Here is a 14,261-nt window from a genome sequence, read left to right as displayed (position 1 = left end):
CCCATGCTGGATTTCGACCAAGCCCAGACCCTGCTGGCCAACGCCGCCGCCCCCCTCGCCCGCCGCGAACACGTCGGCCTGGACGAGGCGCCCGGACGCGTGCTGGCGGCCGACCTCGACGCCACGGTGGACATCCCGCCGGCCGACAACAGCGCCATGGACGGCTACGCGCTGCGCCTGGCCGACTGGCAGCCGGGCGCACGCCTGCCGATCCAGCAGCGCTGCTATGCCGGCGACACGCCGCAGCCGCTCAAGCCCGGCCATGCCATCCGCCTGTTCACCGGCAGCCTGATTCCCGACGGCGCCGACGTGGTGGTGATGCAGGAAGACACGCACGAGGCCGACGACCAGGTCGAGATCACGCGCGAACCCCGCCCCGGCCAGCACATCCGCCAGCGCGGCGAGGACACCCTGGCCGGCTCCCCGCTGCTGGCCGCCGGCACGCAGTTGCAGGCCGCCCACGTGGCGCTGCTGGCCTCGCAGGGCCTGGCCAGCGTGCCGGTGTTCGGCCGCCTGCGCGTGGGCATCCTGACCACCGGCGACGAACTGGTGCCGCCCGGCGGCGCGCGCGAAACGGCGCAGATCTACAACTCCAACGGCCCGATGCTGGCGGCGCTGGTGCGCGGCATGGCGGCGGAACCGGCGTTGGTGCTGCACGCGCGCGACACCGAGGAAGACCTGCGCGGCGCCTTCAAGACGCTGCTGGCCGAATGCGACCTGGTGCTGAGCGTGGGCGGCGTGTCCGTCGGCGAGCGCGACCTGGTCAAGCCCGCGCTGGCCGCGCTGGGCGGCGAGCTGTCGTTGTGGAAGGTGCGCATGAAGCCGGGCAAGCCGGTGGCGCTGGCCATGATCGGCGACAAGCCGGTGGTCAGCCTGCCGGGCAATCCGGTGTCGGCCTACGCGGTGTTCGCCATGCTGGTGTCGCCGCTGGTGCGCCGCATGCAGGGCCGCGAGGAACTGTTCCCGCCGGTCAGCCGGCTGCCGCTGCGCACCGAGCATCCGCGCCAGGACAGCCGCGAGGAATTCCTGCGCGTGCAGCGCCGCGCCGCCGATGACGGCAACGCCGAACTGGTGCCGTACGGCCACCAGGGTTCCGGGGTGATCAGTTCATTGCCGTGGTCGACCGGCCTGGCGCGCCTGCCCGCCGACGTCCAGGTGCAAGATCGCGACCGCGTGCCCTACTACGACCTGCGTCACTGGCTGGCGTAGCGCTCGGCCGCCGCCAGTTCCTCGGGCGTGTTCAGGTTCATGAACGCGCCGGGCGCGCCAGGTACGTTATCGAACGGCGCGCCCACGCCCCCCACCCGCGACTGCCACAGGCCGACCTTGCGTTCGCCGGCCGCCAGGTAGTCGCGCAACACCGGCAGCAGGATCGTGCGCAGCGCCATGCAGGCCGGATGGCGCTGGCCGTCGGCCATCGCGTAGGCCAGCGGCGCGCCCGCCGCCTGCGCGGCCGCGATCAGGCGTTGGGCCAGATCGGCCGGCAGGAACGGGGTGTCGCACGGCGCCACCACCAGCCACTCGCACGGCGCGGCCGCCGCCAGGCCCGCGGCCAGTCCGGCCAGCGGCCCCTGCCAAGCGCCCAGTGCGTCGGTATCGTCGGCCACCACCCGGCCATAGCGGGCGTAGATATCGGCATTGCGGTTGGCGCTGAGGATGAGCGGCCCGACCTGCGGCGCCAGGCGCCGCGCCACGTGCGCCACAAGCGGTTCGCCGGCCAGCGGCACCAGGCCTTTGTCATGCCCCTGCATGCGCGAGCCTTGGCCGCCGGCCAGGATCAGGCCGGCCACGCGTTGCCGGTCGAAAGCGGGCGCCGGGTCAGCCACCGATGTAGCTCATCTCGACTTTTCGGGCCGGGTCGGCCATGTTGCGGCCGCGCTGTTCGGAATAGTTGTCGCCCCGTGCGGCCCAGATGCCGGTGAGGATGGCGGCCAGCTCGTCGTCGCTGGCGCCGTCGCGCAGCGGCGCGCGCAGGTCGTGGCCTTCGTGTCCGAACAGGCACAGGAACAGCTTGCCTTCCGGCGACAGGCGCGCGCGCGTACAGCCGCCACAGAAGGCCTGGGTGACGCTGGAAATGACGCCGATCTCGCCGGCGCCGTCGCGGTAGCGCCAGCGTTCGGCGACGCGGCCCATGTCGTCGGTGGAGATCGGTTCGAGCGGATGGACCGCGCCGATGCGGGCCAGCACTTCCTCGCTGGGCACCACTTCGGTCAGGTTCCAGCCGTTGGTGTTGCCCACGTCCATGTATTCGATGAAGCGCAGGATGTGGCCGCTGCCGCGAAAGCGCTCGGCCATCGGCAGGATCTGCGCGTCGTTCAGGCCGCGCCGCACCACCATGTTGACCTTGACGGGCGCCAGCCCGGCCGCGGCGGCGGCGTCGATGCCGCGCAGCACGTCGTCGGGCGTGAAACCGCTGTCGCTCATGTCCTGGAACATGGCGGCGTCCAGCGCGTCCAGGCTGACGGTGACGCGCGTCAGGCCCGCGTTCTCGAGCACGGCGGCCTTGCGTTCGAGCAGGCTGCCGTTGGTGGTGAGCGTCAGTTCGAGCGGCCGGCCAGCGGGCGTGCGCAGCCCGGACAGCAGGCCCACCAGGTTTTCCACATGCTTGCGCAGCAGCGGCTCGCCGCCGGTCAGGCGGATCTTCTCGACGCCCAGGCGGGTGAAGATGCCGGCCAGCCGCGTGATTTCCTCGAACGACAGCAGGTCGGAATGGCGCATGAAGGCGTAGCTGGTGTCGAACACCTCGCGCGGCATGCAATAGGTGCAGCGGAAATTGCAGCGATCGGTGACCGAGATGCGCAGGTCGCGCAGCGGCCGCGCGCGCCGGTCGAGCGCGGGCTGGCCCGCGGCCGGCGGCGCGACGGGCGCCGGACGGTCGGTGCGGCGATCAGCCAGGAGGATCACTTTGCTCATGGGAACAATCATAGCCCGGCGCCCGTGGCGGCGCGCCTAGGAAAATGCCTCTTCAAGGGTCTGCAGGCGGCCGGTATCGCGGGCGTCGTAGCCGATCAGCTGACCGACGTAACCGACGTAATCGGCGCTGCGCATGATGGACAGCAGATCGCGCATGGCGGGGGTCTCCAGCGCGCTCTTGCGGATGGCGAAGAAATAGCGCTCGCGCACCAGCGGGATGAAATCCAGGCCGAAGCGGCAGGCGGCGGTTTCCACGCCCACGCCGGTGTCGGCCATGCCGCTGGCGATGTGGGCGGCGATCGCCATGTGGGTGAATTCGTTGGTTTCGTAGCCCTGCACCTCGCTGATCGAGACGCCGGCGCGCTGCAGCATCAGGCCGACCAGATAGCGGGTGCTGGAGCCGATCTGGCGGTTGACGAAGCGCACGTCCTGGCGCGCCAGGTCGGCCATGCCGGTGATGCGCTTGGGATTGCCGGCCACCACGAACAGCCCGGTATTGCGCACCGCCAGGTGGATCAGCAGATATTCGTCGGCATGCAGCCACTGCGCGTAGCGATCCATGATGGGCGCCTCGAAGTCGCCCAGCGGCACCTGGAAGCCCGCCAGGTCGCATTCGTGCCGCTCGAGCGAGGCCAGCGCCTCGATCGCGGTGCGGTAGCGCAGTTCCAGCCCGGGCTTGCGCGCGCCCATGTGCTCCATCAGCGATTCCACCGCGAAGCCGTGGCTGGCGTGCAGCCGCAGGTGCGGGTCGTTTTCCGGCAACAGCCGCGCCAGTTCTTCCTGCAGTTCGGAGGCCAGGCTGTCGAGCGTGGGCATCAGCCGCGCCTCGATGCGGCGGTTGGCCCACAGCAGGCGCTGCGCGAACGGCGACAGCTGCGTGCCCTGGCGCCGGTTGGTGATCAGCAGCTGGGTGGCGAAGATGCCCTCGAAACGGCGCAGCACGCCCCAGGCGTGGCGGTATGACAAGCCACAGGCGCGACAGGCGCCGGCGATGTTGCCGGTGGCGTCGATGGCGGCCAGCAGCGCCAGCATGTCCTGCAGCGGCACCGGGTCGCCATCGTCTCCGCCCAAGGTCCATTGCGGCCGCAGGCCGATTCGGAACTTATATGTCATTTATTTCTTATTGAAGGCGATTAATTACCTGTTTAGAGTACACAAATAACGCGGGGCGTGGGAAGTTTATATGTTTTTTTATGCATATAAATCGACCTGGCGTCCCATCACAACAGAACCCCTCCCTACGGGGTCCCAGCACTACTGGAGGAGACCGCCATGCGTCAGCGCGAGGCAAAATCCGATCTGGCATCCACGGGCGGCGCCCGTGGCGGCCCCATGGCCCTGGACGCCGCCCAGGCGTCCGCCAGCCCCGCGGTCGCGGCCACCGCCCGCATCCTGGCCCGCCTGAAAGACCAGCCCGGCCCGTTGCTGCCGGTGCTGCACGCGGTCCAGCATGAACTGGGCTGTATTCCGGCCGAGGCGGTGCAGACCATCGCCGAGGCCCTGAACCTGTCCCGCGCCGAAGTCCACGGCGTCATCACCTTCTACCCCCATTTCCGCGGCGAACCCGCCGGCCGCCACACGCTGGAAGTGTGCCGCGCCGAGTCCTGCCAGGCGATGGGCGGAGAACAGCTGGCCGAGCACGCGCGCCAGGCGCTGGGCTGTGATTTCCACGCCAGCACGCGCGACGGCGACTTCACGCTGGAGCCGGTGTACTGCCTGGGCCTGTGCGCCCAGTCGCCGGCGGTGATGCTGGACGGCCAGCCGCACGCCCGCGTCACGCCCGCCAAGCTGGACCGCCTGCTGCATCGCGTACGGGAGGCCGGCCAATGAGCACCCCCATCCTGATCTACGTGCCGCGCGATGCGGCCGCGCTGGCCATGGACGCCGACGCCGTGGCCGCCGCCATCGAGCTGGCCGCCGACGAACGCGGCCTGGCCGTGCAGGTGGTGCGCAACGGTTCGCGCGGCCTGCTGTGGCTGGAACCGCTGGTCGAGATATCCACGCCCGAAGGCCGCCTGGCCTACGGGCCGGTGCAGCCCGAGGACGTGCCGGCGCTGTTCGACGCCGGCTGGCTGACGGGCGGCGAACATCCGCTGCGCCTGGGGCTGACCGAGGAAATCCCCTATCTCAAGCAGCAGGAACGCCTGACTTTCGCCCGGGTCGGCGTGATCGATCCGCTGTCGCTGCAGGACTACGCCGCGCACGGCGGCCTGCAGGGCCTGAAACGCGCGCTGGCCATGGAGCCGGCCGCCATTGTCGAAGAGATGGTCACCTCCGGCCTGCGCGGGCGCGGCGGCGCGGCCTTTCCCACCGGCATCAAGTGGAAGACCGTGCTGGGCTCGCCCGCCGACCGCAAGTACATCGTCTGCAACGCCGACGAGGGCGATTCGGGCACCTTCGCCGACCGCCTGCTGATGGAAGGCGACCCCTACGTGCTGATCGAGGGCATGACCATCGCCGGCCTGGCGGTGGGCGCGACCTACGGCTATATCTACGTGCGTTCCGAATATCCGCACGCCATCGCCACGCTGGAAGCGGCCATCGCCCGGGCGCGCAGCGTCGGCTGGCTGGGCGACGACGTGCATGGCAGCGGCCGCCGCTTCGACCTGGAAGTGCGCAAGGGCGCCGGCGCCTATATCTGCGGCGAGGAAACCTCGCTGCTGGAAAGCATCGAGGGCAAGCGCGGCGTGGTGCGCGCCAAGCCGCCGCTGCCGGCCATCTCCGGCCTGTTCGGCAAGCCCACCGTCATCAACAACGTGATCTCGCTGGCCACCGTGCCGATCATCCTGGCCAAGGGCGCGGCCTATTACCGCGACTACGGCGTGGGCCGCTCGCACGGCACGCTGCCGTTCCAGCTGGCCGGCAACCTCAAGCAGGGCGGGCTGGTGGAAAAGGCCTTCGGCCTGAGCCTGCGCGACCTGCTGTACACCTTCGGCGGCGGCAGCGCCTCCGGCCGGCCGCTGCGCGCGGTGCAGGTCGGCGGGCCGCTGGGCGCCTACCTGCCGGAATCGCAGTGGGACGTGCCGCTGGACTACGAAGCCTATGTCCAGATCTCGGCCATGATCGGCCACGGCGGCCTGGTGGCGTTCGACGACAGCGTCGACATGATGCGCATGGCGCGCTACGCCATGGAGTTCTGCGCCATCGAGTCCTGTGGCAAGTGCACGCCCTGTCGCATCGGGTCGACCCGCGGCATGGAAACCCTGGACAAGATCGCCGCCGGCGGTCCGGGACGCGAACAGCAGGTGCACCTGCTGCGCGACCTGTGCGACACCATGCTGGGCGGATCGCTGTGCGCGCTGGGGGGCATGGCGCCCTACCCGGTGCTGTCCGCGCTGAACCACTTCCCGCAGGACTTCGGCATCGAGTCCTCGCAATCCGCCGCCCACCCCGCCTGAAGCCGAGACCGCCATGCTAGAAACCGTCATCAAGCGCGACCGCGATCTGGGCACCCCGGCGCGGGTGTCCGAAAAGACCGTCACCCTGACCATCGATGGCCAGGAAATCACCGTGGCCGAAGGCACGTCGCTGATGCGCGCGGCCGCCGAGGCCGGCATCAACATCCCCAAGCTGTGCGCCACCGACAGCCTGGAGCCGTTCGGCTCGTGCCGCCTGTGCCTGGTGCAGATCGAGGGCCGCCGCGGCTATCCCGCCTCGTGCACCACGCCGGCCGAGAACGGCATGGTGGTCTTCACCGAAACGCCCAAGCTGCACGACCTGCGGCGCGGCGTGATGGAACTGTATATCTCCGACCATCCGCTGGACTGCCTGACCTGCCCGGCCAACGGCGACTGCGAGCTGCAGGACATGGCCGGCGTGGTGGGCCTGCGCAACGTGCGCTACGGCTACGACGGCGCCAACCACCTCAAGAGCGAGAAGGACGAGTCCAACCCGTACTTCACCTACGACGCCTCCAAGTGCATCGTCTGCAACCGCTGCGTGCGCGCCTGCGAGGAAACCCAGGGCACCTTCGCGCTGACCATTTCCGGCAAGGGCTTCGAATCGCGCGTGTCGCCGGGGCAGGACCAGCCGTTCCTGGAAAGCGAATGCGTGTCCTGCGGCGCCTGCGTGCAGGCCTGTCCGACCTCGACCCTGCAGGAAAAGACCGTCATCATGATGGGCCAGGCCGAGCACTCGGTGGTCACTACCTGCGCCTATTGCGGCGTGGGCTGCGGCTTCAAGGCCGAGATGAAGGGACAGGAAGTGGTGCGCATGGTGCCGTGGAAGGACGGCCAGGCCAACCGCGGCCACTCCTGCGTCAAGGGCCGCTTCGCCTGGGGCTACGCCACCCACAAGGAGCGCGTGCTCAAGCCGATGATCCGCAAGCGCATCACCGACTCCTGGCGCGAAGTGTCGTGGGAAGAGGCGATCGATTACGCGGCGTCCGAATTCCGCCGCATCCAGGGCCAGTACGGCCGCGACGCGGTCGGCGGCATCACTTCGTCGCGCTGCACCAACGAGGAAACCTGGCTGGTACAGAAGCTGGTGCGCGCCGCCTTCGGCACCAACAACGTCGACACCTGCGCCCGCGTCTGCCATTCGCCCACCGGCTATGGCCTGAAGCAGACGCTGGGCGAATCCGCCGGCACCCAGACCTTCGACTCGGTGATGCACACCGACGTGGTGATCGTCATGGGCGCCAACCCGTCCAGCGGCCACCCGGTGTTCGCCTCGCGCCTGAAGCGCCGCCTGCGCCAGGGCGCGCGGCTGATCGTGATCGACCCGCGCCGCATCGAACTGGTGAGTTCGCCGCACATCAAGGCCGACTTCCACCTGCAGGTGCGTCCCGGCACCAACACCGCGCTGCTGTCGTCGCTGGCCCACGTGATCGCCACCGAAGGCCTGATCGACGAGGCCTTCGTGGCCGAGCGCTGCGAGGCCAAGGCGTTCCAGGAATGGCGCGACTTCGTGTCGCTGCCCGAGAATTCGCCCGAAGCCATGGCCGAGATCACGGGCGTGCCGGCGCAAGCCGTGCGCGGCGCGGCGCGCCTGTTCGCCACCGGCGGCAACGGCTCGATCTATTACGGCCTGGGCGTGACCGAGCACAGCCAGGGGTCGACCACCGTCATGGCCATCGCCAACCTGGCCATGGCCACCGGCAACGTCGGCCGCGAAGGCGTGGGCGTGAACCCGCTGCGCGGCCAGAACAACGTGCAGGGCTCGTGCGACATGGGTTCGTTCCCGCACGAGCTGCCAGGCTATCGCCACATCTCCGACAACACGGTGCGGGCGCAGTTCGAGCAGGACTGGGGCGTGACGCTGCAACCCGAGCCGGGCCTGCGCATTCCCAACATGTTCGAGGCCGCGCTGGGCGGCACCTTCAAGGGCCTGTACTGCCAGGGCGAGGACATCGTGCAGTCCGACCCCAACACGCAGCACGTGGCGGCGTCGCTGGCGGCGATGGAATGCATCGTGGTGCAGGACCTGTTCCTGAACGAGACCGCCAAGTACGCGCACGTGTTCCTGCCGGGTTCGTCGTTCCTGGAAAAGGACGGCACCTTCACCAACGCCGAGCGCCGCATCTCGCGCGTGCGCAAGGTGATGGAACCGAAGAACGGCAAGTCCGACTGGGAAGTGACCGTGGCGCTGTCGAACGCGCTGGGCTACCCCATGAACTACCGCCACCCGCGCGAGATCATGGAAGAGATCGCGCGCCTGACGCCGACCTTCAGCGGCGTCAGCTACGAGAAGCTGGACAAGCTGGGCAGCCTGCAATGGCCGTGCAACGACGACGCGCCCGAGGGCACGCCGATCATGCACATCGACGCCTTCGTGCGCGGCAAGGGCAAGTTCATGATCACCAAGTACGTGCCGACCGACGAGCGCAGCACGCGCCGCTTCCCGCTGCTCCTGACCACCGGCCGCATCCTGTCGCAATACAACGTGGGCGCGCAGACCCGCCGCACGCCCAATGTCATGTGGCATAGCGAAGACGTGCTGGAGATCCATCCGCAGGACGCCGAGGACCGTGGCGTGAATGAAGGCGACTGGGTCGGCATCCAGAGCCGTTCGGGCGAGACCGTGCTGCGCGCGACCCTGACCGACCGGGTGCAACCGGGCGTGGTATACACCACCTTCCACTTCCCCGAGTCCGGCGCCAACGTCGTCACCACCGACAGTTCCGACTGGGCCACCAACTGCCCCGAGTACAAGGTCACGGCCGTGCAGGTCACGCGCGTGTCCCAGCCGTCGGAATGGCAGCGGCAATGGTCGCGCTTCGCGGACATCCAGCAGAAGCTGCTGCGTGAGCGCTCGCGCGAGAACGAAGCCGTGACGTCGGGGAAATAACCCGACAGCCGAGCCCGCCATGGACCACAGCGCCCCTCCCCCTTCCTCCCGCCCCGAGCTCGTGGCGGCCCAGGTGACCCGCGTGCGGGCCGGCGCCATCGCGCCCGGCGCCGAAGGCGACAACCTGGCCGAGGAAACGCCGGTGGCGCTGGAGTTCAACGGCATCAGCCACGCCACCATGCTGGCCACGCCCGCCGACCTGGAGGACTTCGCCGTCGGCTTTTCGCTGTCGGAAGGCATCATCGACAGCGTGGCCGACGTGCGCGGCATCGACGTGCTGCCGCAGTGCGACGGCATCGTGGTGCAACTCGAAATCTCCAGTGCCTGCGAGGCGCGCCTGAAATCGCGCCGCCGCGCCATGGCCGGCCGCACCGGCTGCGGGCTGTGCGGCGTCGAGACGCTGCCCGAGGTGCTGCGGCCGGTGGCGCCGGTGCCGGCCGGCGCGCCCGTGCCGGTGGGCGCGGTGCTGCGGGCGATGCGCGACATGCGCGCGCGCCAGGCGCTGCATGACCTGACCGGCGCCACCCATGCCGCCGGCTGGGCCGGCGCCGACGGCGCCGTGGCGCTGGTGCGCGAGGACGTGGGCCGCCACAACGCGCTCGACAAGCTGGTCGGCGCGCTGGCGCGCCAGGGACTGTCCGCCGCGCACGGCGTGGTGCTGGTATCCAGCCGCGCCAGTTTCGAGATGGTGCAGAAGACCGCCGCGGCCGGCGTCGGCATCCTGGCGGCGGTATCGGCCCCCACCGCGCTGGCCGTGCGGCTGGCCGACAGCGCCGGCATCGCGCTGCTGGGCTTTTTGCGCAATGACGACGCCACCCTGTATTCCCACCCTGAACGCATCACTTCGCAGACCTGACACGCATGGAAATCGGCAACCTGATCCGCATGGCCAACCGCATCGGCCAATTCTTCGAAGCCATGCCGCTGCGCCCCGAGGCGGTGGAAGGCGTGGCCAACCATATCCACAAATTCTGGGAGCCCCGCATGCGCAACGAGCTGCTGGACTTCCTAGCCCGGCAGCCCGATGGCGATGCCGGCGAGCAACAGTTGCATCCCCTGGTGCTGGAGGCGGTCACGCAGAACCGCGAGCGCCTGACCCCGTTGGCGCGGGTGCCCTGACCGGCGCGCGCGCCACGGCCGACCCGCGCGCCGCCAGCCGGTGCGCGAGCGCAGCAAGCTTTACCGCAGCAAAGGGTTCAACAAGAAGCGGCGGGACTGGATTTTTCCCGCCCACGCCGCTATAAAGCCGCACCCCGAGGAGACCTCATGGAAAGCACTGCAACACTCGACCTGCCCGGCGCCAAGCCGGGTTTCCTGGACAAGGAACGCACCATCGCCGGACCGGGTTTTTCCCGCTGGCTGGTACCCCCGGCCGCCCTGGCCATCCACCTGTGCATCGGCATGGCCTATGGCTTCTCGGTGTTCTGGCTGCCGCTGTCCAAGGCGGTCGGCGGCGCCCAGCCGCTGGCCTGCCCGCCCGACATGAGCCTGGTGGCCGAGCTGTTCACCACCAGTTGCGACTGGAAGATCTCCACCATGGGGTGGATGTACACGCTGTTCTTCGTGCTGCTGGGATGCTCGGCGGCGCTGTGGGGCGGCTGGCTGGAACGCGCCGGTCCGCGCAAGGCGGGCGTGGTGTCGGCGCTGTGCTGGTGCGGCGGCCTGGTGATCTCGGCCTTCGGCGTCTACCTGCACCAGATGTGGATGCTGTGGCTCGGTTCCGGCGTCATCGGCGGCATCGGGCTGGGGCTGGGCTACATCTCGCCGGTCAGCACGCTGATCAAGTGGTTCCCGGACCGCCGCGGCATGGCGACCGGCATGGCCATCATGGGCTTCGGCGGCGGCGCCATGATCGGCGCGCCGCTGGCCGACCTGCTGATGCGCCACTTCGCCACGCCCACCTCGCCGGGCGTGTGGCAGACCTTCCTGACCATGGCACTGGTGTACTTCATCTTCATGATGTCGGGCGCGCTCGGCTACCGCGTGCCGCCCACCGGCTGGAAGCCGGAGGGCTGGACCGCCCCCGCCAAGCACGCCAACAACGCCATGATCACCAAGGGCCACGTGCACGTGAAGCGGGTCTGGGGCGTGCCGCAATTCTGGCTGGTCTGGCTGGTGCTGTGCCTGAACGTGACCGCCGGCATCGGCATCCTGGGCATGGCCTCGCCGCTGCTGCAGGAAGTGTTCGGCGGCGGCCTGATCAACAAGCCGGAACTGGGCTTTGGCCAGCTCGACAAGGCCCAGCTGGCCTCGATCGCCGCCATCGCCGCGGGCTTCACCGGCCTGCTGAGCCTGTTCAACATCGGCGGCCGCTTCTTCTGGGCCAGCCTGTCGGACAAGCTGGGCCGCAAGATGACCTACCTGATCTTCTTCGTGCTGGGCTTCGCGCTGTACGCGGCGATTCCCTGGACCGCGCACATGGGCGCGCTGGCGCTGTTCGTGGCGGCCTTCTGCGTCATCCTGTCGATGTACGGCGGCGGCTTCGCCACGGTGCCGGCCTACCTGGCCGACCTGTTCGGCACGCAGATGGTCGGCGCCATCCACGGCCGCCTGCTGACGGCCTGGTCGGCCGCGGGCATCTTCGGGCCGGTGCTGGTGAACTACATCCGCGAATACCAGTTGTCCATCGGCGTGCCGCGGGCGCAGGTGTATGACATCACCATGTACATCCTGGCGGGTATGCTGGTGCTGGGCTTCCTGTGCAACCTGGCGATCCGCCCGGTGAACCCCAAGTACTTCATGACCGACGAGGAACTGGCGCGCGAGAAGGCCCTGGCGCATGAACGCGCGGCGGCGGCCGAGACCCACGGCGTGGGCGCCTCGACCTTCCGCACGCCGGCGGCGCTAGTGCTGTTCGCCTGGGCCTGCGTCGGCATCCCGCTGGCCTGGGGCATCTGGATCACGCTGCAGAAGGCCGTGGTGCTGTTCCACTGATACGGCCCCGACGGGCGGCGCCAGGCGCCGTCCGCCGCCCCCCAAGGCGCGAAGCTGCTACATTGGCAGACCGCGCCTTTTTTCTTTTTCCCCCTGGATTTCCCTGTTTCATGACCGTCTTGCCCCTGAAGCCCGCCTTGCCCGGAGCGTCCCGTTGACCCAGCCTGAACTGCATTGGACAGAGGGCGAGGCCCCTGACCAGACCCACCACTCCGCCCGCTGGCGCTCGGAATCCGGCGCCACGCCGCCCAAGCGCGTGGTGCTGGCCGACGACCGCACCACGGCGGACGTGGCCTATCGCCTGGCTTGCGAAGGCGTGGGCCTGCTGTGGCGCGGCGACTTCCAGAATGCGCGCCAGTTGCTGCAGGCCATCACGCGCCGGGTCGACAAGCGCCCGCGCAAGCCGGTGGAAAACATGCTGGAGGCCTTCAACCAGCATCGCCAGATCCAGTCGCAGCGCGCCCGCATCCTCGGCATGCTGCTGATTCCGTTCGACGCCGGCCACGGCATTTCGCTGCGCCGCGCGCCGGACGCGCGGCAGGCCTGCGAAGAAGCCCACGGCCCCGCCAACGAACCCTACGTGGCGTCGCTGCGCGAGCTGCTGGGCCTGATCGGCGCCTTCGAATGGCGCAAGAAAGGCGTGGAGATTCCCGCGCTGGACAACCGCATCCACCCGCACTATGGCGTGTTTTCGCCGCTGCGCGGCGAGTACATCGACCTGGTGGCGCGCACCCCGATGCCGCGCGGCAGCGTGGCGTTCGATATCGGCACCGGCACCGGCGTGCTGGCGGCCGTGCTGGCGCGCCGCGGCGGCAAGCGCGTCATCGCCACCGACATGGACCCGCGGGCGCTGGCCTGCGCCCGCGAAAACCTCCAACGGCTCGGCCTGGCGCAGCAGGTCGAGGTGGTCGAGGCGGACCTGTTCCCCGAAGGCCGGGTGTCGCTGGCGGTCTGCAACCCGCCGTGGCTGCCGGCCCGCCCCAGCTCGCCCGTCGAGCACGCGGTCTACGACCCCGACAGCCGCATGCTGCGCGGCTTCCTGAACGGACTGCCGGCGCACCTGACACCCAATGGCGAGGGCTGGCTGATCCTGTCGGACCTGGCCGAACACCTGGGCCTGCGCACCCGCGAGCAATTGCTGGAGATGATCGAGCAGGCCGGCCTGCGCGTGGTGGAACGCATCGACACGCGGCCCACCCACGGCCGCGCCAAGGATGCCGAGGACCCGCTGTACGCGGCGCGCTCCAAGGAAGTGACGTCGCTGTGGCGCCTGGCCGCCGCGGCCTGAGCGCGATCGGCCTGTCCTCTTGGAAGAAAGGCCCCCACGCTCCGCCGCTACGCGAGTCGCTGCCCCCCGAGGGGGCGTTTTTGCCTTGGGGCGGCCCGGCGGCAAAAAAAAGCCCGGCCCCGCGGCCGGGCTTTTTCATGCCCGTCCCGCCGCCACGTTGACGCTGATGGCGATGATGAAGACGTTGAAGAAGAAGGCGATGACGCTGTGCATCAGCGCCGTGCGCCGCAGCCGGCGGCTGACGATCTGCACGTCGGACACCTGGAACGTCATGCCCAGCACCAGCGAAAAGTAGGCGAAGTCCCAGTAGTCGGGATCTTCCTTGCCCGGGAAGTCCAGGCCCTTGTGCATGCCGTTGCGATGGCTGTAATAGCCATGCGCATAGTGCAGCGCGAAGATCATGTTCATGTAGAGCCACGACAGCACGATGCTGGCGGCCGCCGCGATCAGGTCGGTCACGCCCTCGGCGCCACCGGCGGCGCGCATTTCGGTCCATAGCGCCAGCATCACCAGGCACGACAGCAGCACGCTGCTCCAGAGCACGGCGCTGCGGCCAACGTCGACCTGCTGCGCCCGCACCCGCATGGTGGCGGGCGTCGCCTTGCCGAAGGCCGCGCCGGTCAGCAGCAGGAACACCAGCGCGGCCAGGTCGAAGCCCAGCAGGCCGGCCCGGCTCGGCGCCAGGCCGGCGCGCCACAATCCCACCGCCACCGCGACGAACAGCAGCCCGCATAGCACCAGGCGCCGGTGCGCATGGAAAAACGGCAGCGGCGCGACGCCGGCCTGGGTCGAGTCGGTATCCGGATCCTTGACCGGCAGCGTCATGACGGGCTCCCAC

The 14,261-nt window shown here is 69.4% G+C and carries 12 protein-coding genes; 8 read left to right on the top strand and 4 right to left on the bottom strand.

Annotation, left to right across the window (positions count from 1 at the left end):
- Nucleotides 1-3: 3 nt before the first annotated feature.
- A complete protein-coding gene (glp, locus tag I6I07_RS13595) occupies nucleotides 4-1,209 on the top strand; it encodes a gephyrin-like molybdotransferase Glp (RefSeq protein ID WP_198487040.1) in 1,206 nt (401 codons plus the stop codon).
- On the opposite strand, the gene mobA is transcribed toward glp, so the two are convergent.
- Genes mobA through I6I07_RS13580 form a run of 3 tightly spaced genes read right to left on the bottom strand, consistent with a single transcriptional unit; the run spans nucleotide 1,194 to nucleotide 4,026 of the window.
- A complete protein-coding gene (gene mobA, locus I6I07_RS13590) occupies nucleotides 1,194-1,826 on the bottom strand; it encodes a molybdenum cofactor guanylyltransferase MobA (RefSeq protein ID WP_198487039.1) in 633 nt (210 codons plus the stop codon). The genes glp and mobA overlap by 16 nt on opposite strands.
- Nucleotides 1,819-2,913, bottom strand: a complete 1,095-nt coding sequence (moaA, locus tag I6I07_RS13585) for a GTP 3',8-cyclase MoaA (RefSeq protein WP_198487038.1) — start codon at nucleotides 2,911-2,913, stop codon at nucleotides 1,819-1,821. Before moaA ends, mobA begins: the two co-directional genes overlap by 8 nt.
- Before the next feature lie 36 nt (nucleotides 2,914-2,949).
- Nucleotides 2,950-4,026 carry a substrate-binding domain-containing protein gene (locus I6I07_RS13580; protein WP_198487037.1) on the bottom strand — a complete coding sequence of 359 codons (1,077 nt, stop codon included), beginning with the start codon at nucleotides 4,024-4,026 and terminating at the stop codon, nucleotides 2,950-2,952.
- Between the two features lie 159 nt (nucleotides 4,027-4,185).
- Here I6I07_RS13580 and I6I07_RS13575 point away from each other — a divergent pair, with 159 nt between their 5' ends.
- From I6I07_RS13575 to I6I07_RS13545, 7 genes are all read left to right on the top strand, one after another.
- Nucleotides 4,186-4,743, top strand: coding sequence for a formate dehydrogenase subunit gamma (locus I6I07_RS13575; RefSeq protein ID WP_198487036.1), 558 nt, complete (start codon nucleotides 4,186-4,188; stop codon nucleotides 4,741-4,743).
- Entirely contained in the window at nucleotides 4,740-6,311 is a 1,572-nt protein-coding gene (locus I6I07_RS13570) for a formate dehydrogenase beta subunit (RefSeq protein ID WP_198487035.1), read from the top strand. Before I6I07_RS13575 ends, I6I07_RS13570 begins: the two co-directional genes overlap by 4 nt.
- Before the next feature lie 13 nt (nucleotides 6,312-6,324).
- Nucleotides 6,325-9,201, top strand: coding sequence for a formate dehydrogenase subunit alpha (fdhF, locus tag I6I07_RS13565; RefSeq protein WP_198487034.1), 2,877 nt, complete (start codon nucleotides 6,325-6,327; stop codon nucleotides 9,199-9,201).
- Between the two features lie 19 nt (nucleotides 9,202-9,220).
- On the top strand, nucleotides 9,221-10,057 hold the full coding sequence (gene fdhD / locus I6I07_RS13560; RefSeq protein WP_198487033.1) for a formate dehydrogenase accessory sulfurtransferase FdhD: 837 nt from the start codon (nucleotides 9,221-9,223) through the stop codon (nucleotides 10,055-10,057).
- A gap of 5 nt (nucleotides 10,058-10,062) precedes the next feature.
- Nucleotides 10,063-10,320 (top strand): formate dehydrogenase subunit delta, encoded by a 258-nt coding sequence (locus tag I6I07_RS13555; protein WP_006390923.1) that lies wholly within the window; start codon nucleotides 10,063-10,065, stop codon nucleotides 10,318-10,320.
- 147 nt (nucleotides 10,321-10,467) lie between these two features.
- Complete coding sequence (locus I6I07_RS13550) at nucleotides 10,468-12,135, top strand: OFA family MFS transporter (protein WP_198487032.1); 1,668 nt, start codon at nucleotides 10,468-10,470, stop codon at nucleotides 12,133-12,135.
- A gap of 154 nt (nucleotides 12,136-12,289) precedes the next feature.
- Nucleotides 12,290-13,423, top strand: coding sequence for a methyltransferase (locus tag I6I07_RS13545; protein ID WP_198487031.1), 1,134 nt, complete (start codon nucleotides 12,290-12,292; stop codon nucleotides 13,421-13,423).
- Between the two features lie 135 nt (nucleotides 13,424-13,558).
- Here I6I07_RS13545 and I6I07_RS13540 read toward each other — a convergent pair whose 3' ends face one another.
- Nucleotides 13,559-14,248, bottom strand: coding sequence for a DUF1345 domain-containing protein (locus I6I07_RS13540; protein ID WP_198487030.1), 690 nt, complete (start codon nucleotides 14,246-14,248; stop codon nucleotides 13,559-13,561).
- Nucleotides 14,249-14,261 lie beyond the last annotated feature (13 nt).

This window comes from Achromobacter deleyi (assembly GCF_016127315.1).
GTDB lineage: Bacteria > Pseudomonadota > Gammaproteobacteria > Burkholderiales > Burkholderiaceae_B > Achromobacter > Achromobacter insuavis_A.
The sequence above is the reverse complement of the archived record's forward strand: the minus strand, read 5'-3'. Positions and strand labels throughout refer to the sequence as shown.